The organism is Streptomyces sp. CB02261 (assembly GCF_001905665.1).
Taxonomy (GTDB): Bacteria; Actinomycetota; Actinomycetes; order Streptomycetales; family Streptomycetaceae; genus Streptomyces.
Genome location: NZ_LIVX01000006.1, coordinates 499321 through 522081, shown reverse-complemented (window position 1 = coordinate 522081; position 22761 = coordinate 499321). Strand labels below are relative to the sequence as shown.

16 protein-coding genes are annotated in these 22761 nt (G+C 72.6%); 12 read left to right on the top strand and 4 right to left on the bottom strand.

Annotated features, from left to right (window positions below):
* Together AMK29_RS22585 and AMK29_RS22580 are read left to right on the top strand one after the other, a co-directional pair.
* A partial coding sequence (locus AMK29_RS22585) for an RICIN domain-containing protein (protein WP_143202940.1) occupies nucleotides 1-357 on the top strand: 357 nt, incomplete at its 5' end.
* A 178-nt stretch (nucleotides 358-535) separates the two neighbouring features.
* The gene (locus tag AMK29_RS22580) at nucleotides 536-1816 is read left to right on the top strand and encodes an extracellular solute-binding protein (RefSeq protein ID WP_073815761.1); all 1281 of its coding nucleotides are present in this window, start codon (nucleotides 536-538) and stop codon (nucleotides 1814-1816) included.
* Between the two features lie 205 nt (nucleotides 1817-2021).
* Here AMK29_RS22580 and AMK29_RS22575 read toward each other — a convergent pair whose 3' ends face one another.
* Together AMK29_RS22575 and lanKC are read right to left on the bottom strand one after the other, a co-directional pair.
* A complete protein-coding gene (locus AMK29_RS22575; protein WP_073815759.1) occupies nucleotides 2022-4091 on the bottom strand; it encodes a SpoIIE family protein phosphatase in 2070 nt (689 codons plus the stop codon).
* Between the two features lie 400 nt (nucleotides 4092-4491).
* Nucleotides 4492-7107, bottom strand: a complete 2616-nt coding sequence (gene lanKC / locus AMK29_RS22570) for a class III lanthionine synthetase LanKC (RefSeq protein WP_073815755.1) — start codon at nucleotides 7105-7107, stop codon at nucleotides 4492-4494.
* Nucleotides 7108-7355: 248 nt separating this feature from the next.
* Here lanKC and AMK29_RS22565 point away from each other — a divergent pair, with 248 nt between their 5' ends.
* Complete coding sequence (locus tag AMK29_RS22565) at nucleotides 7356-7679, top strand: hypothetical protein (protein ID WP_073815753.1); 324 nt, start codon at nucleotides 7356-7358, stop codon at nucleotides 7677-7679.
* A 269-nt stretch (nucleotides 7680-7948) separates the two neighbouring features.
* On the opposite strand, the gene AMK29_RS22560 is transcribed toward AMK29_RS22565, so the two are convergent.
* Nucleotides 7949-8431: a hypothetical protein gene (locus AMK29_RS22560; RefSeq protein ID WP_073815751.1), complete on the bottom strand. Its 483-nt coding sequence runs from the start codon at nucleotides 8429-8431 to the stop codon at nucleotides 7949-7951.
* A gap of 325 nt (nucleotides 8432-8756) precedes the next feature.
* Between AMK29_RS22560 and AMK29_RS22555 the strand changes: the two genes are divergently transcribed.
* From AMK29_RS22555 to AMK29_RS22515, 9 genes are all read left to right on the top strand, one after another.
* Nucleotides 8757-9533 (top strand): hypothetical protein, encoded by a 777-nt coding sequence (locus tag AMK29_RS22555; RefSeq protein WP_073815748.1) that lies wholly within the window; start codon nucleotides 8757-8759, stop codon nucleotides 9531-9533.
* Nucleotides 9534-9674: 141 nt separating this feature from the next.
* On the top strand, nucleotides 9675-12101 hold the full coding sequence (locus AMK29_RS22550; RefSeq protein WP_079197048.1) for a GMC oxidoreductase: 2427 nt from the start codon (nucleotides 9675-9677) through the stop codon (nucleotides 12099-12101).
* Nucleotides 12098-14053 (top strand): metallophosphoesterase family protein, encoded by a 1956-nt coding sequence (locus AMK29_RS22545; protein ID WP_073815746.1) that lies wholly within the window; start codon nucleotides 12098-12100, stop codon nucleotides 14051-14053. Before AMK29_RS22550 ends, AMK29_RS22545 begins: the two co-directional genes overlap by 4 nt.
* Nucleotides 14054-14058: 5 nt before the next feature.
* Nucleotides 14059-15129, top strand: coding sequence for an esterase/lipase family protein (locus AMK29_RS22540; protein WP_198942306.1), 1071 nt, complete (start codon nucleotides 14059-14061; stop codon nucleotides 15127-15129).
* Nucleotides 15126-16055 carry an acetoacetate decarboxylase family protein gene (locus tag AMK29_RS22535; RefSeq protein ID WP_073815743.1) on the top strand — a complete coding sequence of 310 codons (930 nt, stop codon included), beginning with the start codon at nucleotides 15126-15128 and terminating at the stop codon, nucleotides 16053-16055. Before AMK29_RS22540 ends, AMK29_RS22535 begins: the two co-directional genes overlap by 4 nt.
* 112 nt (nucleotides 16056-16167) lie before the next feature.
* Nucleotides 16168-16602: a hypothetical protein gene (locus AMK29_RS22530; RefSeq protein WP_079197047.1), complete on the top strand. Its 435-nt coding sequence runs from the start codon at nucleotides 16168-16170 to the stop codon at nucleotides 16600-16602.
* Nucleotides 16599-17942, top strand: coding sequence for a patatin-like phospholipase family protein (locus AMK29_RS22525; protein WP_073815740.1), 1344 nt, complete (start codon nucleotides 16599-16601; stop codon nucleotides 17940-17942). The genes AMK29_RS22530 and AMK29_RS22525 overlap by 4 nt, the downstream gene beginning before the upstream one ends.
* A 297-nt stretch (nucleotides 17943-18239) precedes the next feature.
* Nucleotides 18240-19877 (top strand): alpha/beta hydrolase, encoded by a 1638-nt coding sequence (locus AMK29_RS22520; protein ID WP_241845628.1) that lies wholly within the window; start codon nucleotides 18240-18242, stop codon nucleotides 19875-19877.
* A 15-nt stretch (nucleotides 19878-19892) separates the two neighbouring features.
* Complete coding sequence (locus tag AMK29_RS22515; RefSeq protein ID WP_073815737.1) at nucleotides 19893-21563, top strand: alpha/beta fold hydrolase; 1671 nt, start codon at nucleotides 19893-19895, stop codon at nucleotides 21561-21563.
* A gap of 294 nt (nucleotides 21564-21857) precedes the next feature.
* On the opposite strand, the gene AMK29_RS22510 is transcribed toward AMK29_RS22515, so the two are convergent.
* The gene (locus AMK29_RS22510) at nucleotides 21858-22667 is read right to left on the bottom strand and encodes a DeoR/GlpR family DNA-binding transcription regulator (protein ID WP_073815735.1); all 810 of its coding nucleotides are present in this window, start codon (nucleotides 22665-22667) and stop codon (nucleotides 21858-21860) included.
* Nucleotides 22668-22761 lie beyond the last annotated feature (94 nt).

Here is a 22761-nt window from a genome sequence, read left to right as displayed (position 1 = left end):
CCCACCGGTGCGAGCAACGGCACCCAGCTCACCACGACGGCCCTGACCGGCTCCAACAGTCAGAAGTGGAACTTCACGGCACAGTCCGACGGCTCCTACACCGTGGCCAACGTCGCCACCGGACTCTGTGCCGACGTCAACGCCGGGTCCATGTCGGCCGGCGCGGCCATCATCCAGTGGACGTGCACCGGGACCACGAACCAGCGGTGGAACGTCACCGCGGCCACCGGCGGCGGCCACACGCTGACCTCCGTCAAGAGCGGCCTGGTCATCACCACCGCCTCCACCGGCAACAACGCCCTCGTCACCCAGCAGCCCAGCAGCGGATCGGCGCTCCAGCGCTGGACCATCGGGTGATCCACCGGGCCTGACGGCATCGTGCCCGTCGTGCCCTTCGCGCTCATCGAGCGCGAGTCGTCTCCGGCCTCACCGCCGGCTCCGTCGAAGATCTCGTCACGTGCCCGCTCCCTGCCCTGCACCCGAAGGACCGGCAGGGGGCGGGCCCTTCTGTGGCGCACAGCAAAAGGGAGAACCCGTGCCCAAGCACCGCCATGCCCTGACCGCCACCGCTGCCGCTCTCGTGCTCTGCGTGTCATCGCCAGGCTGCGCGGACACCTCCGGAGGGGGTGACGTCACCCTGCGGTTGGTGGCCGCCGACTACGAGGTGGCCGGAGACCGCTCCGACAGCACCGAGCGGTACTGGGCGGACCTCGTCGCCGCCTTCGAGTCCGCTCATCCCGGCATCGACGTCGAGGTGGAGATCGTGTCCTGGGACACCATCGACCGTCAGGTGGCGGACATGGTCAAGGACGGCAGGGCTCCCGACATGGCGCAGATCGGCTCGTACGCCGAGTTCGCCGAGCGGGGCGAACTCTATCCCGTCAAGAACCTCCTCTCGATCCCCGTGGAAGCGAACTTCCTCCCACCGCTCGCCGAGGCCGGAGAGCATGAGCAGACGCAGTACGGGATGCCGTTCACGGCCTCGACGAGGCTCCTCTTCTACAACGAGAAGGCGTTCGCCCGGGCGGGCATAGACAAGCCCCCGGCCACGTGGGACGAACTGAGGACCGCGGCGGAGCGGTTGAAGAGCCGCGCCGAAGTCACGTACCCCGTGGCGGTGCCGCTGGGCCCCGAAGAGGCACAGATCGAGGCGATGGCCTGGATGCTCGGAGGCGGCGGTGGCTACACCGCGATCAACGGCTCGTACGAGATCGACTCACAGACGAACATCAGCAGCCTGAACTGGGTGAAGGAGAACCTGGTGAAGGCCGGGCTCACGGGGCCCGTCCCGCCCGAGCGCCTCAACCGCAAGGACGCGTACGCGGCGTTCGTGCGCGGCGAGGTGGGGATGGTCAACGGGCATCCCTCCCTGCTCCAGCTCGCGCGGGACGCCGGAATCAAGGTCGGCAAGGTGCCTGTGCCCGGGCGGAGCGGCGAGGCCCGCTCCGCGCCCGCGATGGTCGACTGGATCATGGCGTTCAAGCGCAACGGGCACCGGGAGGAAACCGGGACGTTCCTCAATTTCCTCTTCAGCGACGAGAACGTACGGGAGTTCGCGGCACGCAACAACCTGCTGCCGGTGACCGTGTCGGTCACCCACCAGATGGAGGCGGACGACAAGTACCGGGACCTCCACGAGTTCCTGCGCGAGCTGCCGACGTCGGTCCTGCCTCCTGTGGGCAAGACCTCGTGGGCTGTGGTGGGCGACAGCACCAAGCGGACCATCGGTGGAGCCATGACCGACGCGGGAAGCCCGGCTCGGGCCCTGCGCCGGATCGCCGACGACGCCATCGTGGCCGAGCAGGCGCGAGGGTAGGCAGCGGGAGGAGGGGGCCGGGCTGAGCGGGATCGACCAGCACCACGAAGTCCGGCAGGGCTCCCGGAACCGGCCGCCCCTCCTCGTCCCGGCTGCCTGCTTCGGCCTGCCGGTCGATTGCCCGTACGGACCAGAACACCGAACGCGCCGTCTCCACCGACGTCGAGCGGAACAGGAGAACCCGCCTGGACATGACCGAGGACCCTTACGGGCCCTTCGCCGGGCTGATCTGGGCGAGGACGAGCACGGTGTCGTCAGTGGGGGTGGCCGGCAGCAGGTGCGCGATGATGTCGTCCGCCGTCTCCTCCAACGTGCCCTCAGCGACGGCCAGTTGTTCGCAGAGCGTGCCGATGCCCACGTCGATGTCCTTGCCGCGTGCCTCGATGAGGCCGTCGGTGTAGAGGGCCAGGGTGTCGCCCTCCCGGAGTTCGATCTCCCGTGTGTCGAAGCGGAAGCCGCCGACACCGAGGGGCACCCCCGAGACATGGTCGAGGACCCTCACCGTGCCGTTCGGCTCGCGCACGAGAGGCGGGGGGTGGCCGGCGTTCGCGATGCGGGCTCGGCCCGTGCCGGGGTCGTAGCTGATGTAGAGGCAGGTGGCGAACTCGATGCCCGCCTCCAGCGCGCAGGCGTCGAGCTCCGTGAGGAGGTCGTCGGGTTCGAGGTTCTGGCGCGCCAGGGCCTTGGTGGTGATCCGCAGCCTCCCCATGGCCGCGGCCGCCGGTACGCCGTGTCCCATGACGTCGCCGACCACGAGAGCGACCCGGCCGCCCGGCAGGTCGATGACGTCGTACCAGTCACCCCCCACCTCCGTGAGGTGGCTGGCGGGAAGGTAGCGGTGGGCGATGCGCAGAGCGGGGCTGGTCGCCAGGGCGGTGGGCAGCAGCGCACGTTGGAGGGTCAGCGCGATCTCCTGGACCTGGCTGTAGAGGCGGGCGTTGTCCAGGCACAGGGCTGCGCGCGAGGCGAGTTCACCGGCCAGGCCGAGGTCCTGCTCGGTGAAGGCCGGGCGGGCGGCGGAGCGGCCGAACATGGTGATTCCCTGGACCGTGCCCCGGGCGATGAGGGGAGCGATGAGGAGGTTGGTCAGGCCGCTGTCGAGCAGCAGCCTGCTGCGGGCCCGATGGACGACCGTCCGTGTCGTGAACGCCTCGTCCACGGGGACGCGGACGGGCAGGCCCGTCGTCACCATCTCGTGGATCGTGGAGCCCGGGGGGTACGTCACGTGCTCCACTCCGCCGACGAGTTCGGGAGCGGGGGGCGGCAGAGACGTGCCGGATGCGATCCGGCGCGTGACCAGGGGCTGGTCCGGGTCGAACACCTCGGGCTCGTCCATCCACTCCACGATCTCCACGACGGAGGCGTCGGCGAACTCGGGCACAGCCGCTTCGACCAGCTCACGGGCGGTGACGTCCACGTCCAGCGTGGTGCCGATGCGGGCCGTGGCCCGGTCCAGCATGGCCAGCCGCTGCCGTCCGGCCGCCGCCTCCACGAGGGCCTGTTCGCGGTCGGTGACGTCCACGAGGAGGCCGCCCAGCCCCGGCCGCGTATCGCCGGCCTGGCTCAGGGGGAAGAAGCTCACCGACCGCACCTGGTCCCGGTCGGGACGCCCCGGTGTGCGAAGAACGACCAGCGCGCTCACGACGGGCCGCCCCTCGTCGGCGACGGCGCGCAGCATGCGCTGGTAGGCGCCCTCGTCGGACGTGATCATGAAGTCGTCCACGCGGCGCCCGATGTGGTCCGCGATCGAGGCCCCGTCCATGTCGGCGAGAGCCTGGTTGAGGTGCACGAAGCGCAGGTCTTCGTCGAGCATGACGAGACCGATCGGGCACGTCTCGAAAAGCGCGTCCAGAAAGGCGAGATTGGTCTTCACGCGGTCGAGTTCGTCGCCCCTGCTGGCCAGACCGACGATGACGGAGCGGCCCGTGTGGTCCGTGACCGGGAAGACCCGGAACCCGCAGTCGAAGACCGTGCCGTCCTGGTGCAGGGCAGGCATCCGTACCCGCCAGTAGCCGAGGCTGCGGCCTCGTTCCGCCAGTCGCTGTGCCGCGCTGGTCCCGTCTGTCGGGGCGGCGGGGAAGAGGGTGGCGGCGGGCTCGGTCAGGACGTCCGCTGCCTCGTATCCGAAGAGTCGCCGCGCACCGGGCCCCCAGTAGCAGATCCGGTCCTCGTCGTCCATCCCCAGCACGGCGACGGCCACGTGCTCCAGCAGCGTTCCCGGCTCCGACCAGAGAGGCCCGGGGCCCTGCTCTTCCCCCGGTGGATTACGTGACACCCGGCGCCCTCTCCCGCGCACGAACGACAGCCGCGTGCGCCATCGGCGGCGGACAGGGCTCTCACGTCCATTCTGCCCGCCGAAGTACCACCCGGCCATGCGGCCGACGGGCGAACGAGCCGGGCCGGGGCCGGTGGTAGGTCCACCGGTCCCGCCCCTCCCGGGTACGGGCTGGTTACATCGGCTCGGGGAAGATGTCGCTGATGCTCCAGGCGACGCTGAAGCAGGGGGGCAGGGAGTAGGCCTCCGGCTCGGTGTCCAGGGCCTGGAGCGCGAGGATCTGGGTCATGGATGCTCTCCGTCTTCTTCTCGGGGTTGTATCACTCGGTAACCGCGTACCTCGGCACGGAGTTGTCCGCCGCCGTGCCCAGGCGTTCAGGGGGCGCCCCGCCCGGTGCCCTCAGTGGGCCGCGGGGATCCGGGGGCGCGCGGGGTGGGGCTCCGTCAGGAGCGGTCCGGCCAGCAGACGGTGGAGGGCCAGCAGGACGCCGGCTCCGCCACTGGACAGGTCGGCGGTGAACCGCTGTGAACCCGCTCCGAGGAAGCGGACACCGCGCCGGTACGGGACGGCGTACTTCAGCAAGCCGGTCGCCGCACGCACGGCGTCCCCGCGGGCGGCGTCCGTGCCGGTGAGCTCGGCGTGCTCGGTCAGGAACCAGCTCAGCCCGGCCAGTCCCCGGTACAGGCCCGCCTCCTTCGTGGCGCGGGAGACCCGGATGCCGGCCACCAGCCTCGGCAGTGCGGCGGCGCAGCGTTCGTCCGGTGCGGTGGCGGCGTATCGGGTGAGTACCGCCGCGACGCCGGCCGCGCCCGTGGCCAGGTACGGCATCGCGCGGGTGAGGCGTGCGTCGTCGGAGAGGGACAGGGAACCGTCGTCCAGCGCAAAGGTCCGGTCCAGCTCCTGGTGGAGCAGTACGCTGCCCGCCTTCCGATAGCGGGGATCGTCCGTGTGGCGGGCCAGGCGGTGGAGGAAGAGGGCGACCCCCGAGCGGCCGTGCAGCAGGCCGCGGGCGTCGTGCTCGCCGAGGGTGGCCGGCAGGTCGGGGGTACGCAGCAGGCGCTCTCCCGCCGCGGCGGCCCGCTCCAGGTGGCCGCTCTCGCCGGTCAGCCGGTGCAGGGCGAGCCAGCTCAGGCCGACCCCGGCCCGGCCGCCGGCCAGCGCGCCGCAGGAGGCGAGGAGCGCGTGGTCGTCGGCGTCGCGGAGCAGGTCGACGGCCTCGTCCAGAAGACCGAGGCCGGCCAGTACCCGGGCGATGCCGGCCGAGCCGACGAGCAGTCCGGGGGGCAGCGCGTCGCGCTGCGCCAGAGTGTCGCGGCGCAGCCGTTCCCGTATCTCGTCCGGCACGGAAACCCCGGCGCGGTGCAGGGCGTGCACCACCCCGGCCGTGCCGTAGGCCAGGCACACGTTGTTGGTCCGGAACGCCTCGGGCGAGGGCGGGAAGGCCCACTCCGGCCGGTCGGCGTCGGCCATCTCCAGCAGCCCCGCGGTCACCTGCTCGGAGAGCCGGGTGAGGCAGCCGCGCGGATCAGTGTCCAGCTCGGTGGGGGAGGGCAGGCCGAGGGAGGGCAGACGGTCGGGATCGTCCTGGTTCCGCGACGCCTGGCCCCCCGTCAGGTAGTGGGCGGTGGCCCGCTGCCACAGGTCCGGCGGCGGAGCCACGTCCGCCAGGTCGCGGCGCAGCAGGTCGAGGTTGGCGGGCGCGTGTTCGGCGATCTCGTTCAACGGCGCCAGGAAGGCGAACGCGACCGCCGACATGCCGTACCGGTCCTGCAGCAGCGGATCGGAGTCGGCCCGGAGCAGGCCGGCTGGCGGCGTGTACCCCGGGGTGCCCATCCCGGAGGGTGCCGCGGACAGCGCCGAGGCCGCCTCGAAGTCCACCAGCCGGACCTCACCCGAGGGCGTGACCATGACATTGCCCAGACTGAGGTCACCGAACCGGTAGCCGGCGGCGTGCAGCCGCTCCAGTGAGGCGTCAAGGCCGGCCAGCAGGCGCCGGCACGCCTCGTAGTACGCGGCGACGGACTCGCCCGTGCGGTCGGCGCGGGCCAGCGGAGAGGACCGGCTCAGCCAGCCCACCAACGGCTGCCCGGCGACGTACTCGGTGACGAGGAAGTCGTGCTCCCACTCCGTGAAGTGGTCCAGCGGCTCCGGGCCCACCCCCGGGACGGCCTCGTGCAGCTCGCGCAGCACGCCGTACTCGTGCCGCAGCCGTCGCTGCGCGTCGGTCCCGTCGAAGACAAGGCCGTTGTGGGCGCGAGCCTCCTTGACGAAGACGGTGCGGCCGGTCCGCCGGTCCCGCGCCTGGTACGTGCCGCCGGCGTTGCTCAGGCGCACCGCGCGGACCACCTCGTAGTCGCGGATCAGGATCGGGCCCACGTGCGGCTGCTCCTCCTGCTCCACGAAGGGGTCCGCGATCCCCGCGGGCAGGTGGAAGGCGGGCAGCCGCAGGTCCACGACCTCGCGGCCGGAGCCGTCGCGGACCAGCCCCTCCAGGGTGCCGTCGGCCCGCAGCCGGGTGCGGCCGCCGAAGGAGCCGTAGCGGTAGTGGACGGTCCGCGAGTCGCGATAGCGCCGGTCGGTGAGGATGTACGGTCCCTCCTCCCCGTCGAGCGCGTCGCGCAGGCGTTCCAGCAGCCGGCGGGCGGTCGCCGTGTCCGGCGGATACGCGGCGCAGAACTTGCCCGACTGGGCCCGGCCGGCGTGTTTGTGATGGAGGAACAGGAAGAAGAGCCGGGCGCTCAGGTGCTTGAACGGCACGCCTTCCGAGAAGCAGATCCCGGCGACCGTGTCGAGCACGTGCTGCGCCCGGTCCAGCCGCGCCGACACGTGGATCTTCCAGCCCTGCTCGGCGAGCCCGGTCCGCGGACTGCCCCAGGCCGTCCAGATGCCTTGGGCGGCGCCGCGCAAACCTGGCGGCACCTCGCTGGGAGCGAAGCGCGGCCCGGGGTCGGCCACGCTGGTCAGCGGCAGGTAGTACTCCCGGTCCGCGAGCGCTTCGCCGAAGCCTTCGAGCACGGAATCTCCTCGCAGGGTGGTGGTGGGCGGCCATCACGGCTGCGCCAGACGCTAGGACCGGCAGGTATGGAAACGGTTCGCCGACGGCATGCGACCGGTTTCGCACCGCCGTCTGCGGAGCGAGGCATCGCTCCGACGGGTGAGGGTGGATCGTTTCCTCCACAGCCATTCGGGTGGCGGCGCTCCTGCCGGCGTGTCCGGCCGGACACACTGGCCGCTCGCAGGACATCACCCGAGGGAGCACCCACATGAAGAACCTCCGCAAGGCGCTGGCTGTCGCCGTCGCCGCCGCGGCCCTGTGCACCACGTTCGCGACGCCCGCCCACGCGGGGCGAGGAAGTTTCGCCTACCGCGTGGACGGATGGTTCGAGGTGTTCGAGATCCACGATCCCGAGGACGGCCGCTGCTACAACACGCTGCTGGGCGAAGCCCACGGGCCGGCCAACCACACCGACCGCGTCGCCGTTCTGCACCGGGGCACGGACTGCCACGACGGTGCGATCGTGACGTTCGTCGAGCCGGGGCAGTGGGCGCCCGATCACTTCGGTTCGGTGCGGTTCCTGGTCAGGTGAAGCGGCGGGACGTGGGCGAGGGTGCCCGGCCGGTACGAGCCCCGGCCGGGCACCCTCTCCGCGTGTTCGGGGCACGGACCAGACGCCATGGAGGGGGCGCGCCGCAGGGGGACACAGCCTGGCGCTTGTCGACCCGACCGGGCGACGACGTCCCGAGCCGGCCCTTCGCCCTGGGATGACGCGCCCGGCTCGGCGGTCGTCTCTCCACGAACGTCTCCTGTGCATACAACAGTTCCTCGATCCGAGACTGCCGCGCTGCGAGGCTTCGGTCAGTCGATGCGGACGCACACGGGGACGGGGAGTCTGGGTGACCACTTCTGGGTCGTGTCGTCGAAGGCGCGGGCGTAGCCGTTGTTGCCCGTGCTGGGGGAGCACGGTGAGGATACGGACGTCTCGACGTAGATCGTTCCGCCGGGGGTGATGGAGTGGGTGCGTGCTGTCACCCACTTCTGGAACATCACCCTGCCGTTGTTGAGCTTGACGACGAGGTAGACGCGGCCGTTGACCGTGAAGTTGCCGCCACCGATCTTCAGGTGGTTGTTGAACGTGTACTGGAACAGGAACGGCGCGGGAGCCTTCTTGAGGGCCTCGGCCGTGAGGGGGGCCACGGCGGGGGTGGCTTCGCGTGCGGGGGGTGCCGCTGAGGCGGATGTCGCTGAGGGGGCGCTGAGAGCGACCACGGCGATGGCGGACGCGGCGAGCGCGGTGATGCGCGGCGGACGGTGCGAAAGCGGGCGTGCGAGGATGCGCATGGCTGCTCCTCGTGGTGTGGGGGGAGGGGGTCGGCGTCACGCCGACGGGCCTTGAGGGGTGTCGCATGAGACGCCCGGCGGGGCTCCGTACTTCGGGTGACGTCCCGGCGGAGCCGGGACTCTCCGGATCTCGGGAGGCGCGAGGGTCGTTTCACCCGACTTCACCCGACCGGCCGAGTCGCTGGTGCTCCACCGTCTGCGAGTCTAGAACAGCCCCCATATGGCCGCAAATTAGCGCAAATGGGCTATCCGCTGTTGTCGTCTGTGAGGGCGTTCGGCCTACTCCCTGATCGACAGGAGGGACGGTCGGCAGCAGGGTGGAACCATGATGGGGAGTGTGATCGCGATCCTCGGCCTGCTCGTGTCCGTGACGACCGCGATCGTCAGCTATCGCCACGGGCGACGGGCCGAGAGCGATCAGCGGTCGCGCGACGAGCGGGACGCGCAGGCACGCAGGCGGCAGGAGGAGCAGGCGGAGCAGAGGGAGCGGATCCGGCAGGCGAGCTGGATCTCGAGTCACGTCGCCGCCGATGGCCGTCACGTCGTCGTGTACAACGGCAGCAGTCAGCCCGTCAGCCGCCTCCGCGTGCTGATCGGCGAGGCTCCCCTCGGTCCCGTCGGCGGCCGGACGCTCGTGCCCGGAACGGCCACGACGTTCGAGGTCCCGCCGGACGGAGCGGCCGGCGGGCTCGATGAGGAGCTGCTGGCCGTCGAGTTCACCGATGTCGCGCTCCGCACCTGGCGGCGCACCGCCGAGGGGCTGCGCGAACGGATGTCGGGGGAGGGCGACCCGCCCCGGTGGGGTCCGGCCGTCACCCCGCTCGTCGAACCCTTCCAGGGCGGCCCGACGCGGGGCGGGGGCAGCGCCACCGGTGCCGGCCCGATCCCGGAGGGTCCGCCGTCCGGGCCACTCGGCCCTCCACCGCCGGACCCCTGGTCCTCGGAGCCGTATCCCCAGGAGTCGCTGGAGCCGTATCCCCCGGAGGCCCCCGCGGGCGGCAGCGTCCGCGGGCGGCAGCGCCCGCTCTCGAACCCCTTGTTCGTCCTGGGCTGCCTCGGCGCCCTGGCCGCCCTCACCTATCTGCTCGTTCAACTTCTCTAGTGGGTGCTCCGCCGTGATCCCAGGACGGCCCGGTGCGTCCGCGGCCTCCCTCGGACGCGCCGTCCACGTGGTGCGTCGGAGCGCGGGACATTAGCGTCGTTCCAGGGCGGGACGCTCACAGCAACCCGTAAGGGATCGCCGATGACGAACGCAGCCCCCTTCCCCGCCGGACCGGAGAGCGGCACCGGCGGCGTGACCGATTCCGGATCGGACGGCGAAGTCGACGTCGTCGTGGTCGGTTCGGGCTTCGGCGGCTCGGTCGCCGCGTACCGGCTCGCCGACGGTGGTCTGTCGGTCGTGGTCCTGGAGCGCGGCAAACCGTACCCTCCCGGGAGCTTTCCCCGGACTCCCGCGGGAATGGCCCGGAACTTCTGGGACCCCAGCGAGGGCCTGCACGGGCTCTTCGACCTCTGGTCGTTCCGCGGACTGGAGGGCGTCGTCTCCAGCGGCCTCGGCGGCGGCTCGCTGATCTACGCCAACGTGCTGCTGCGCAAGGACGAGAAGTGGTTCGTCCATGAATCGCCGCTGCCCGGCGGCGGATACGAGAACTGGCCGATCAGCCGCCGCGACCTCGATCCGCACTACGACGAGGTCGAGAAGATGCTCGGCGCCACGCCGTACCCCTACCAGGACACGCCCAAGACGGAAGCGCTGCGGGAGGCCGCCGACGTGCTCGGCCTGCACGTGTCCCGGCCGCCGCTCGCCGTGTCGTTCGCCGCCGGCCCCGACGAGGCGCCGGTGCCCGGAGCGCCCCTGCCCGAGCCGGAGTACGGCAACATCCACGGACTGCCCCGGGAGACCTGTCGGCTGACCGGCGAATGCGACGTCGGCTGCAACCTCGGTGCCAAGAACACCCTCGACCACACCTACCTGTCGGCCGCGCGCCACCGCGGCGCCGACATCCGCACCCGTTGCGAGGTACGTGGTTTCGCGCCCCGCCCCGGGGGCGGATACGAGGTCCGCTACGTCGTCCACGACCCGGCCAGGGAAGGCCACCGCACCCCCACCGGCCGCCTGCCGCTGCGCACGATCCACTGCAAGCGGCTGGTCCTGGCGGCCGGGGCGTTCGGATCGACGTACCTGCTCCTGCGCAACCGCTCCGCGCTGCGCGGCATCAGCCCGGCCCTCGGCACCCGCTTCTGCGGCAACGGCGACCTGCTCGGCCTGATCGTCGGGGCGACCGGCGGCTCGGCGGGAGACGGGCCGCGGAAGCTGGCGAGCAGCACGGGTCCGGTGATCACCAGCGCAATCCGCGTCGGCGACGAACTCGACGAGGACGGCTCGACCGGACGCGGGTACTACGTCGAGGACGCCGGCTACCCGGCCTTCGTGGACTGGCTCGCCGAGACCTCGCAGATGCCGGGAAGCGTACGCCGCGCCGTGGTCTTCGGTCTCCATCGGCTGCGGTCCCGGCTCGGGTTCGACCCGCGGAGCAACATCAGCGCCCGGCTCGCGCTGCTGCTCGGTCCGGGCGTCTTCTCCGACTCGTCGCTGCCGCTGCTCGGCATGGGCCGTGACCTCCCCGACGGTCGAATGAGCCTGCGCCGGGGATACCTCGACATCGACTGGACCACCCTGACCTCGCGCCGCTACTTCGAGCGGGTGCGGCGGACGATGGGGGATGTGGCCCACGCGCTGGGCGGCGCGTACCACGACAACCCCCTCTGGTGGACGCGCCGCGTGATCACCGTGCACCCGCTCGGCGGCGCGCCGATGGGCCGTCACGCCGCCGAAGGCGTCTGCGACTCCCACGGCGAGGTCTTCGGGCACCCGGGACTGTACGTGCTCGACGGCGCCGTCCTGCCGGGCCCCGTCGGCGCGAACCCCTCGCTCACCATCGCGGCATTCGCCGACCGCGCGTGCCACCGCATCCTCGAAGGGCGTCTCGCGCCCCGGGCCGCCGCGTCCGGCGCGGACATCCGGGCCGCGGGGCCGGACGGCGAACGGCCCACCAGCCTCTCGTTCACGGAGGAGATGAAGGGGTACGTCGCGCTCGATGTCACCGACCCCGAGGAGGGGCGGGACCTCGGCCGGGCACGGGACCAGCGGCTGATGTTCCGTCTCACGATCACCGCGGACGACGTCGACCGGTTCGTCGCGGACCCCGGCCACCAGGCCCGAGCGACGGGATACGTCGAGTGCGACGTGCTCGGCGGGCGACTGACCGTCGAGAACGGCTGGTTCAACCTGTTCACCCGGGACGGCGACCCCGACCGGCGCCGCATGCTGTACCGGCTGCACCTGCGCGACACGGGTGGGAATCCGCTGACGCTCGTCGGGCACAAGGAGGTGCACGACGACCCCGGAGTCGACGTCTGGAGCGACACGTCGACCCTGTACGTCCGCATGCTCGCCGGACACGTGCCGGCCGGCGGGGACGCCGACGGCGCGGTCCTGGGCGCGGGCATCATCGTGATCCTCGCCGGGGACTTCGTCCGGCAACTGACGACGTTCCGTGCCTCGGGGCCCCACCCCGCCCGGGCGCTGGAGGGCTTCGGCCGTCTCTTCCTGGGCGAGTTGTGGAGTGTGTACGGCTCCCGCCTCGCCCCGGCCGGGGAGGGGCCGTGAAGGTACGCGAACTGCGCGGCCACGCCGAGGAGCTCGGGTTCACCCCGCAGGAGCAGGTGCGGTGGCTGGCCCCCGGTGAACTGGCCCGTACAGCGGTCAAGGCCCTGCTGGCGGCCGTCTTCGCCGGCTACTCGGACAAGCGGGAGATCCAGGAGGTGCTTCCCGCCGATCTTCTGGAGGCGCCGCTCGGGAAGCCGGACGCGCGAGAGATCTGGATCGACTACGTAGCCGACCTCGGCGACGGCTTCGACGCGACGAGCTCGGTGGCGTGCACGCTCGCGGAGGAGGAACTCTCGGTTCCGCTCGCTTCCCCGGGCAACGGCGACTCCCCGGGCGACGGCGACTCCCTGGACACCGGCGACTCCCTGGACCCCGGCGACGCGGGGGCCGGTGACGCGGGGCCCGGCGCCGTACGGGCCGCTGCCGTACGAGCCGGCGACGCGCCGCTCCGGCTGAGCCGTGGCTCCCTGCTGGTCCTCGGCGGCGACGAGGTGTATCCGACGGCTTCGGCGACGGGCTACGAGGACCGCATGAAGGGGCCCTACCGCGCCGCCCTGCCCGAGGCGGCCGACCCGCCGCTGATGGTCGCGCTGCCGGGGAACCACGACTGGTACGACGGCCTCACCGCCTTCCTGCGCATGTTCACGCAACAGCGGCCGATCGGCGCCTGGCAGACCCGGCAGACCCGCAGCTACTTCTGTGTGCGCCTGCCCGAACGCTGGTGGCTCGTGGGCCTGGACAGCCAGCTCGGTTCGTACTTCGACGATCCCCAGCTGCGCTACTTCGAGAAGCACCTCTCGGCGAACCTGCAAGCCGGTGACGGGGTGATCGTCTGCTCGGCCGAGCCCACGTGGCTGAAGAGCGCGGGTGGCCACGCCGACGCCTTCAACGCCCTTCACTGGTTCGACCGCAACCTCATCCGCACCCGGCTCGACCCGGTCACGGGCAGACGCGTACGGACGGACGCGGCGGTCCGGCTGTGGCTGACCGGCGACCGCCACCACTACGCGCGGTACGCCGAGCGGCTGCCCGGCGACCCGCCCGGCACCCGCGCTCCCGCCCCGGACCCGCGGCGGCGCCAGATGGTGACCTGCGGGCTCGGCGGCGCGTATCTGGCGGCCACCCACCGGCTGCCTCCGGTGCTGTCGTTGCCGCCGCGCGGGGCGCGGCTCCGCGACCGGGACGAGCCGCCCGTGGACTTCGCCCGGATGGAGACGGCGTACCCCGACGCCCGACAGTCCCGCCGCCTGGCCCGGGGCATCGCGGTGCCCTGGTCGGGGCGCTGGCTGCCGTGGCGCAATGTCGGCTTCGCCAAACTGGCCGCCGTTCTGCACGCAGGCCTCTTCCTCCTCATGAGCTTCCTGTTCGCCCTCGCGGAGGGAGTGACCCGGCCCGTCGACGCCGTGCGCCGGGCCGGTGCCGGCGACGTCTGGGGCTACTGCGCCGTGTGCCTGGGCGCGGCCGGGGCGCTGCTCGTGCTCGGGTTCCTCGGCAGGCTGCTCCGGCGACGCGAGGTGGCACCGCCGTCGGGCCCGGCGGTCGCCGTGCTGTCGCAGGGCGCGGTCGCGCTGGCCGCGCTGGCGGTCACCGTGGCGGTTCCCTTCCCGGTGTCCTGGGACGGCTGGGTCGTCCTCGTCGTGTGCCTGGCCATCGCCGCCGTCCTGGGCGCGTCCGTGGGCTCGGGCGTCTTCGCGCTGTGGGTGCTGTCCGCGAGGGGCGGCCAGGTCGCGGAATGGCAGATGTCCGGCCAGTCCATCGAGGACCACAAGGGTTTCCTCCGCCTGCACATCGCGCCGGGCGGTGACCTCACCCTCTTCCCCCTGGTCCTCGCCACGATCTGCCGCGACTGGGACCTCCGTGACGATCCGTCCGGCGGGAAACGGACCGTGCCCGTGGGGAAGCCGCACGTGCGCCTGATCGAAGAGCCCGTCGTGATCTCCCGGGGAGTGTGAACGCCATGGCCGGCACACCCGATCCGAGCGCGCCGTCGCGTCCGACGACCCGCCGTGACCACGTCACCGAGGTGCGGCCGCTGACCGCACTCGACGGACGTCCGCTGACGCTGGTGCGGGTGCGCGGCCGACGCCCGCCCACTCGTGGTCCGGTCCTCGTCGTGCACGGCGCCGGAGTGCGGGCCGAACTCTTCCGGCCGCCGCTGCGGCGCACCCTCGTCGACGCCCTGATCGACGACGGCTGGGACGTGTGGCTGCTGAACTGGCGGGCGTCGATCGACCTCGATCCGGTGCCCTGGACGCTGGACCAGGCGGCGGCGTACGACCATCCGGCTGCGGTGGCGCACGTCCTCGCGGCGACGGGCACGGACCGGCTCAGAGCCGTGGTGCACTGCCAGGGATCGACGTCCTTCATGATGGCCCTGTCGGCCGGGCTGCTCCCCGAGGTGGAGACGGTGGTCAGCAACGCGGTGTCGCTGCACCCCGTCGTCCCGCGCCTCTCGGTGTTCAAGCTCGCCCGCCTCGCGCCGGTCATCGGCCGTCTGATGCCGTCCATCTCGCCGGCCTGGGGAGACCGGCCGGCCGGGCCGCTCTCCCGGCTGATGGTGGGGTTCGTGCGCGCGACGCACCCGGAGTGCCGGAACACCGTGTGCCGCATGGTGAGTTTCACGTACGGCAGCGGGTGGCCGGCCCTGTGGTCCCACGCCAATCTCGACGAGGCGACGCACGACTGGATCCGCGGTGAGTTCGCCGACGTACCGATGACGTTCTTCGGGCAGATGAACCGCTGCGTCCGGGCCGGACACCTGGTGTCGACGGAGGGCATCGAGGGGCTGCCCCCGTCCTACGCCGACCGGGCGCCGAGGACCGACGCGCGGATCGTGCTCCTCGCCGGGGAGGACAACCGGTGCTTCCTGGCCGAGAGCCAGCAGCGCACGTACGACTTCCTGAACGCCCACCGGCCCGGCCGCGACAGCCTCCACATGCTGCCCGGCTACGGGCACCTCGACGTGTTCCTGGGTCGCCGCGCGGCGACCGACACGTTCCCCCTGATCCTTGAGGAGCTCGCCCGATGAACCGGATCCTGCACCTTGCCCGGCTGGGACTGTCGGCCGTGCCGTCCCCCGTGCCGCGCCGGCAGCGTCGGCTCGCCGGACGACACGCCCTGGTCGACGGCATCCCGTTCGAGCTGCCCGTCGACTCGATCGACACGCCCGCCCTGATGGCCGGGTTCACCATCGACCGCGAGGCCGCCGCCCGGATGCTGCCCGGTGGCGAGCTGCACCCCGTGGCGCTGCCCGGCGGCAAGGGGCTGCTGGTCGTCACGGTCGTCAACTACCTGCGTACGGACATCGGCAGGTACATCGAGTACTCCATCGCGATCGCGTGCACGCACGGGCCGCGGCCGGCTCCGCCCCTGCTGCCGGGACTGCTGCGCGGCACCTTCGGCACCGGGCAGTACGTCGTCGACCTGCCGGTGAGCAGCGAGATCTCGGTCAAGGGCGGCAAGGGCATCTGGGGGATGCCGAAACACCAGGCCAACCTCGACTTCAAGGTCTCGGACTCCGCGGTGTCGAGCCAGTACGAGGTCGGCGGCAGGCTCGGGATGTACCTCGAGATCGAACGCCCGCCGGCGACCGCGCTGCCGCTCCGGGCGGGGGCGGTCAACTACTGCGCGTTCCGCGGGATGCTGATGAAGTCCTGCGTCTATCTCGACGGCGCGGCCGACATCGCCGTCGGCAAGCGGGCCCGCGGGCGCCTCGTCGTGGGCGACGCACCCCGGGTCGCCGGGCTGCACGGTCTGGACATCGCCGATGATCCGCTGTTCACCGTCTACCTGGCGTCGGCCCAGGGGGTGCTCGACGACCACTTCGAGTGCTGGTTCCTCACGAGCGAGGAACCGGGGCGGACGTACGGCGATCCGCTGGACAGCGTCGTGCGGCTCGGGCTGTCGCAGGACTGGCCGGAACCGCCGCGCCTGGACGTCGAGGTGGAGTCGTGAAGGAGACGCTGCTGCTGGCCGACGCGCTGTACTTCCTGTTCGGCGCGACGATCACCTGGGCGGCGATCGTCCGGTACGTCGCCACCAAGGGCGATCTGCTGGGGGCGCTCGGGTGAGCGTGCTGCCAGCCCGGGTCACGCACGACCCCCTGCGCCTCGTGCCCGTGCTCATCGGCGCGGTGACGGTGCTGACCGGTGTGTGCCAGCTGTTCGCACCGGGGCCCGTGCTCGACCTGCTGTCGGCGGACTCGACGGGGATCAGCAGGCATCTGTTCGCCACCGTCGGCATGTTCATGGTCGTCGTGGGAGGACTGCTGGTCCAGGGGCTGCTGCCCCCCGCCCCGCCCCCGTACCTGCTGCTCTGGGCGGGGCCGCAGAAGTTCGGCGCCTTCGCGCTGGTGGGCGTCGGTGTCCTCCGGGACCTCTTCGGCCCGCTCGCCCCCCTCGTCGCGTTCTTCGACCTCGCCAAGGCCCTGCTCTGCCGGCTGATGGGACGACGCCTCGTGTCCCGCGCCGGAGCGGCACGGACCGCGGGGGCCGGAGGATGAGACGGTCCCTGGTGCTCGCGGGCGGGGGGATGCGCGTCGCCTGGCAGACCGGCGTGGTGCGCGCCCTGAGGGAGCACGGCGTCGCCTTCGACCACGTCGACGGCACCTCGGGCGGGATCATGACCGCGGGGATGCTGCTCTCGGGCCAGGATCCGGCGGAGATGGGCCGTCGCTGGTCCGCCCTGCGGGTACGGGACTTCAGCTCGCTCCTGCCGCTCACCGACTACCTCACGGGCCCCTGGGCGCTGCCCGCTCTCGGCGACGCCGAAGGGATGGTCCGCGAGGTCCTGCCCGCCCTCGGCATCGACGTGGGGGCGATCCGCTCCTCACCGGTGGCCGGCACGTTCAACGTCGCCGACTTCGTCACCAAGACGTGCGTGGCCGTACCGCACACGGGCATCGACCTGGAGCTGATGGCGGCGGGCATGTCGCTGCCGCTGTTCGTCCCGCCCCTGCGCCGCGGACCACGCGTCTGGACCGACGCGGTGTGGATCAAGGACGCGAACGTCACGGAGGCGCTGCGCCGCGGCGCCGACGAGGTGTGGCTCGTGTGGTGCATCGGAAACGCGCCGTACTGGGGCGACGGTCCGCTCGAACAGTACGTGCACATGATCGAGATGAGCGCCAACGGGGCGCTGTTCGCCGAACTGGACGCGGCCGCCGCGGCGGACCGGCCGTTCGTCCTGCACGTCATCAAACCGCGCTTCCCGCTGCCGATCGACCCGGAGTTCCTGGCCGGCCGGATCTCCGCCGACACGCTGGTGGCGATGGGTTACCGGGACGCGCGGGACTATCTCGACACGGCCGCCCCTTCCGGCGTACCGAAGGACTCCGCGTGCACGGCGATGCAGGACCCGCCGCGCGGCATCCGGTTCCGGGAACGGCTGCGCGGGGAGGCCGACGGCGCCGCACTGGTCCTGGACGTCACCGTCGAACTGCCCCTGCCCGGCGCGGGCCGTCCCTCGCCCGGCGCCCGCCTGGTGGGACACATCGACCACGAGCCGTGGGGCGGCCGGACGCTGCTGGCCGACGGAAGGGTGGAGGCCGACGGCGCCGGGTTCGCGTACGTGGCCCGAGTGCGGAGGGACGGCGGATGGCAGGAGGTACGCGCCTGGCGCGCACTGGCCGACGATCCCGGGCCGGACCTGTGGCCCGACGCCCGCGAGGTCGCCTTCCGCGTCGGCGACTGCTTCTCGGCGGACCTGGAACTGAGCCTGCGTGACGCGGCCCGTGCGCTGGCGTCGGTGGAGCCGTACGGAGCCCACGGCGTGCGCGACCGCGCCGAGGCCCTGGCGGAACTGGCCCGGCTGGGCCTGCGCCGAGCACTGACGGGGCACTGACGCCCGCGCCCGGCGACCAGGAGGGCCGTGGGGGCGAGAGTTTCCTGGCCGTCGTCCGCGCGCGTCCGGGTCGGTGGCCGCGAGGGCTCGCGGGGAGGGCGACGGCACCGCGGATCGGTCGCGGCCCGTGCCAGGGACCGGGTCCACGTCCGTGCTCCGAGTGGAGTCCTTGAGTGGTGCGCCTCCCGTCCCGGACGCAGGCTGGCGTACGCCGACCTCGCCTGACCACACGGCGGGTGGCCACGCCCCCATGCGCCCCGGCCCGAGCGGCCGGGGACATCCGAGAGACGGAATCACATGGCAGAACAGATCACCGGTCCGGACGGCAGACCGCCCGTCCGCCGGACCGGCGGGACCCTTCGACGCCGGACGGCGCGACACCTGCCCCGCCGGGGGCGCCCCCGCCGCGCGCGCACCGGGACGGCACTCGTCGCGGCCGGCCTGGCCGTGCTCGGCGCACTCGGCTCCACCCCGAGCAGCGCCCTGTCACCCCCGCCCGAGGGGCCCGGGCCGGGACACCCGGCCCGGTTCGTGCCCGGCCCGTGCCCGCAGACGCCGGAGCCGATCCCCGGGCGGTGCGGGTACCTGGAAGTACCCGAGAACCGCACCCGCAAGAAGACCCGGACCATCCGGACGACCGTCGTGATCATTCCGGCCACCTCGGCGAAGGCCGCCGCGGACCCGGTCGTGTTCATGGAAGGCGGCCCCGGCGGCGACGCGATCGGGGCCATCCCCTTCCTGATCGCCTCCCACGTGAACCGGGACCGCGACCTGATCGTCATGACCCAGCGCGGCGCCCTCCACTCGCGGCCGAACCTCGCCTGCCCGGAGATCGACCGCTTCAACGCGACCGCCGTGGGCCTGCCCTACGACGCGCCGTCCACCGGACGAGGACTGGTGCGCGCGGCGAAGGAGTGCCGGGACCGTCTGACGGCCGAGGGAATCGACCTCACCGCCTACAACACCACCGAGAACGCCGCGGACTTCGCCGCCCTGCGCAACGCCCTCGGCATCAAGAGGTGGAACGTCTACGGCTACTCCTACGGCACCGACCTGGGCCTCACCTACCTGCGCCGGCACCCCCAGGGCATCCGCTCCCTGGCGATCGACTCGGTCGTGCCGCCCCAGATCGTCAGCCTGCCGTGGGCCTGGGACAGCGCCCAGGAAGGGATCAACGCCATCTTCGCGGCATGCGAGGCCCAGCCCGCGTGCCACGCCCGCTACCCGGACCTCTCCCGCACGCTCACGGAGCAGGTCCGGCGGCTGGAGGCGAACCCCCTGACGCTGACCGTGCCGCCGCCCGGTGGCGGAACCCCGGTCAAGGTCGTCCTCGACGGGGGCACGCTGGTGAACCTCCTGGTCGCCGACGGCCGACCGGTCCCGTCCGCCGACGTCCCCGCCGCCCTCTACGAACTCGCCGCAGGCAACCCGGAACGCCTCGCGCGGGCCCAGGCCGCCGGCGCGACGCCCGCCGTCGGCGAGTTCGCCCACGGGCTGACGCACTCGGTGGCCTGCGCCGAATGGGTGCCGGGCCACTCGAAGCGCGACGTGCTGACGGCGGGTCGGCGCGCCTTCCCGGGCTGGCCGGACTCCGTGCTCGCCCACGCGCCGCAGCTGCCCTTCGAACACGACCTGTGCCGCGCCTGGAACGTCCCGGACCGCACCGCGGTGCAGCGGATCGCGACCCACAGCGACGTGCCCGCGCTCATCGTCTCCGGGACCTTCGACGCGAAGACCGGCGCGAGCTGGGGACCGTACGCAGGCCGCACGCTGCCCCGTTCGACCGCCGTGGTGGTCCCCGGGATCACCCACTGGGTGGTGCCCCAGGAGCCCTGCGCCGCCTCGGTCCTGCTCTCCTTCCTGGCCCGGCCGACCGCGCCCGACACCGGCTGCGTGGCGGGTGTCGTGCCCAAGCCCTTCACCCTCATCCCCTGACCCGGAGGACGCACGATGTCCCCTCGCCCGACCCCCCGTCCGTGCCCCGCGAGACGGCTCCCGGCCACGCTCGCCGCAGCCACGGCAGGCGCCCTCGTCGTCGGCCTCGCCTCGATGCCCGCCCACGCCGGGTCCGGCACCGACGGCCCCATCGGCACGGTCGCCCGTACGGTGGGCGACGCCCGCTTCGTACCGGGGCCCTGCCCGAGGACGGCGGACCCGATCCCCGAGCTCGCGCGCGCCCGCTGCGGCACCCTCACCGTGCCCGAGAAGCGCTCCCGGCACACCGGGCCCAAGAACTCCACGGGACCCAAGGGACCCAAGGAGACCGCCAACCCCAAGGCCTCCACGGGACCTTGGGGCCACGGCGGCCGCACGATCACCCTCTCTGTCGCGATCATGCCCGCGGAGAGCACCCGCCCCGCGCCCGACCCGATCGTGTGGCTCGCCGGCGGTCCCGGCGACGACGCGGTCTCCGAGATCCCGATGGCGCTCGCCGGCGACCTGAACCGCGACCGCGACGTGATCTTCATGTCCCAGCGCGGCACCTACTCGGCCGACCCGGAACTCACCTGCCCGAACATCGACCGGTTCAACGCCCGCGCCCTCGGCCTGGTCTCCAACGCACCGTCCACCGGGCGCCTGCACGTCGAGGCGACCCGCGCCTGCCGCGACCGCGTGGACGCCCAGGGCGCCGACCGCAGCGCCTACAACGACATCGAGAGCTCGGCCGACTACGACGCCCTGCGCAGGACGCTGGGCGTCAGGAAGTGGAACGTCTTCGGGATCTCCTACGGCACCCATCTGGCACTCAACTACATGCGCCTGCACCCGAAGGGCATCCGCTCCGTCGGCATCGACGGCGTCCTGCCGCCCTCCATCGCCGGCGGGGCCGTGACCTGGAAGGCCGCACGAGAGGGTTTCGACGGCCTGTTCAAGGCCTGCGAGGAGCAGCCCGCCTGCGGCACCCGCTACCCGAACCTGAAGGCGACCTTCCTCCGCCTCGTCAGTGAGCTGGAGGCCCACCCGATCACCACCACCGTCACGGTCCCGGTCCACCCGGAGCCGGTGAAGGTCGTGCTGGACGGGGGCAACCTGGTCACCTGGCTGACCTCGGCCACCCACGTGGCGGCCGGAGTACCCCGCTCCATCGATGAACTCGCCCACGGCGACCCGCGGCGGATCGCCGAGCAGCTCGCCGGCGGCAAGTACAGCCCGCAGGCCGTCGGACGGGTCGCGCACGGGTTGGTCTACGGCATCTTCTGCAGCCAGTGGACCCCCTACGAGAGCCGGGCCGACATCATCCGAGGCGGACGCGAGGCCTTCCCGTCGTTCCCCCGCTCGATGCTGGCCAACGCGCCCCAGCTCGCCTGGCTCCACGACGACTGCCGCGCCTGGGACGTCCCCCCGGCCCCGCCCTGGATCCGGGACGTGACCCGCAGCGACATCCCGACCCTCGCCCTGTCCGGCGGCTTCGACGCCCAGACCGCGCCCAGCAACGGCGCCTACGCGGCCCGTACGCTGAGCCGGTCCCACGCCGTCACGGTCCCCTACGTGGCCCACGTCGTCTTCGCCGACTCACGGTGCGCGCAGACGATCACCACCTCGTTCTTCGCCGACCCGGCCGCGCCGGACACCCGGTGCCTCGCGGGCCTCCAGCCGCCGCAGTTCGAGATCGCGCCCTAGCCAGGCTCGGCACCCGCACCGAAGACACCCGGACCGCCCGGCCACCCCCCCGCTCGCGACGGAGCGGGTGGCCGGGCGGACCGGGCGCCGGCGTTCCACACCGAGGGACCCGGCCCGGAGAAGCAGCTCGACTTCCCGGCGCCGGACGGACGGTTCCTCACCGTCGCCGAAGGCCGGATCACCGGCATCCGTAGCGTCGTCGACCCGGCCGAACTCGCCCCGATCCGGCTGCCCGCCCCGGACTGAGCCGGTCGCTCCCGCGATCGTCCGCTCGCCGTCCGGGGTCCGTCACGGTCACCCGTTCTTCGGCCCGCCCGCGATGACGAGCCGGCCCGCCCGCTCCTTGATGACCGTGCGGGCCTCGTCCGGGAGGAGGTCGTCGGTCACGAAGCCGTCGACCTCCTCCAGGGCGGCGAAGCCGCTGAACCCCACGACGCCCCACTTGCTGTGGTCGGCGACGACGACGGCGCGCCGGGACGACGCCAGCAGGGCCCGGTTGGTGTGGCCCTCCGCGAGGTTCGGCGTGGTCAGTCCCGCGCCCGCCGAGACGCCGTGGGCGCCCAGGAAGAGCAGGTCCACGTGGAGCGACTTGATCGCCTCGTCTGCGATCGGGCCGACCAGCGCCGCCGAACGGGTCGGGGCGCCGCCGACCAGCAACAGCCCGGGGGCGTCGGAGCCGCCCTCGCGGGACGTGTTGGAGAGCAGTCCCGCGATCGGGAGGGAGTTGGTGACGACGGTCAGCCGGGGAACGGCCAGCAGACGCTGCGCGACGGCGTACGTGGTCGTGCCCGCCGACAGCCCCACCACGTCGCCCGGCCGGACCATGGCGGCGGCGGCCTCGGCGATGGCCGCCTTCGCCGACGACTCCCGCTCGGTCTTGGCCTCGAACCCGGGCTCTTCCGAGGTCGTGGGCGCGGCGACGGCACCCCCGTGGACCTTCTCGATCGAGCCCTCACGGGCGAGTGCCTCGAGATCGCGGCGGATGGTCATGTCCGACACCCCGAGCCGCTCGACCAGGTCGGCGACGCGCACGGCACCGTTCCGGCGGACGTGCTCGAGGATCAGCGTCCGCCGCTGCTGGGCGAACAAACCCTGCTCCGCCACGTGTCCTCCGTCGATGCTCTGTCCTACGCCCCGGGCGGGACCACCGTACCTCCAGGGCCGCAAGCGCTTACAGCCCCCTCCGTCCTGCCAGGAA

Coding starts and splice junctions, on each gene's coding strand:
- AMK29_RS22565 (WP_073815753.1), top strand. CDS start 7,356: ATGAAGAACCTCCGCAAGGCGCTGGCTGTCGCCGTCGCCGCCGCGGCC.
- AMK29_RS22560 (WP_073815751.1), bottom strand. CDS start 8,431: ATGCGCATCCTCGCACGCCCGCTTTCGCACCGTCCGCCGCGCATCACC.
- AMK29_RS22555 (WP_073815748.1), top strand. CDS start 8,757: ATGATGGGGAGTGTGATCGCGATCCTCGGCCTGCTCGTGTCCGTGACG.
- AMK29_RS22550 (WP_079197048.1), top strand. CDS start 9,675: ATGACGAACGCAGCCCCCTTCCCCGCCGGACCGGAGAGCGGCACCGGC.
- AMK29_RS22540 (WP_198942306.1), top strand. CDS start 14,059: ATGGCCGGCACACCCGATCCGAGCGCGCCGTCGCGTCCGACGACCCGC.
- AMK29_RS22535 (WP_073815743.1), top strand. CDS start 15,126: ATGAACCGGATCCTGCACCTTGCCCGGCTGGGACTGTCGGCCGTGCCG.
- AMK29_RS22525 (WP_073815740.1), top strand. CDS start 16,599: ATGAGACGGTCCCTGGTGCTCGCGGGCGGGGGGATGCGCGTCGCCTGG.
- AMK29_RS22520 (WP_241845628.1), top strand. CDS start 18,240: ATGGCAGAACAGATCACCGGTCCGGACGGCAGACCGCCCGTCCGCCGG.
- AMK29_RS22515 (WP_073815737.1), top strand. CDS start 19,893: ATGTCCCCTCGCCCGACCCCCCGTCCGTGCCCCGCGAGACGGCTCCCG.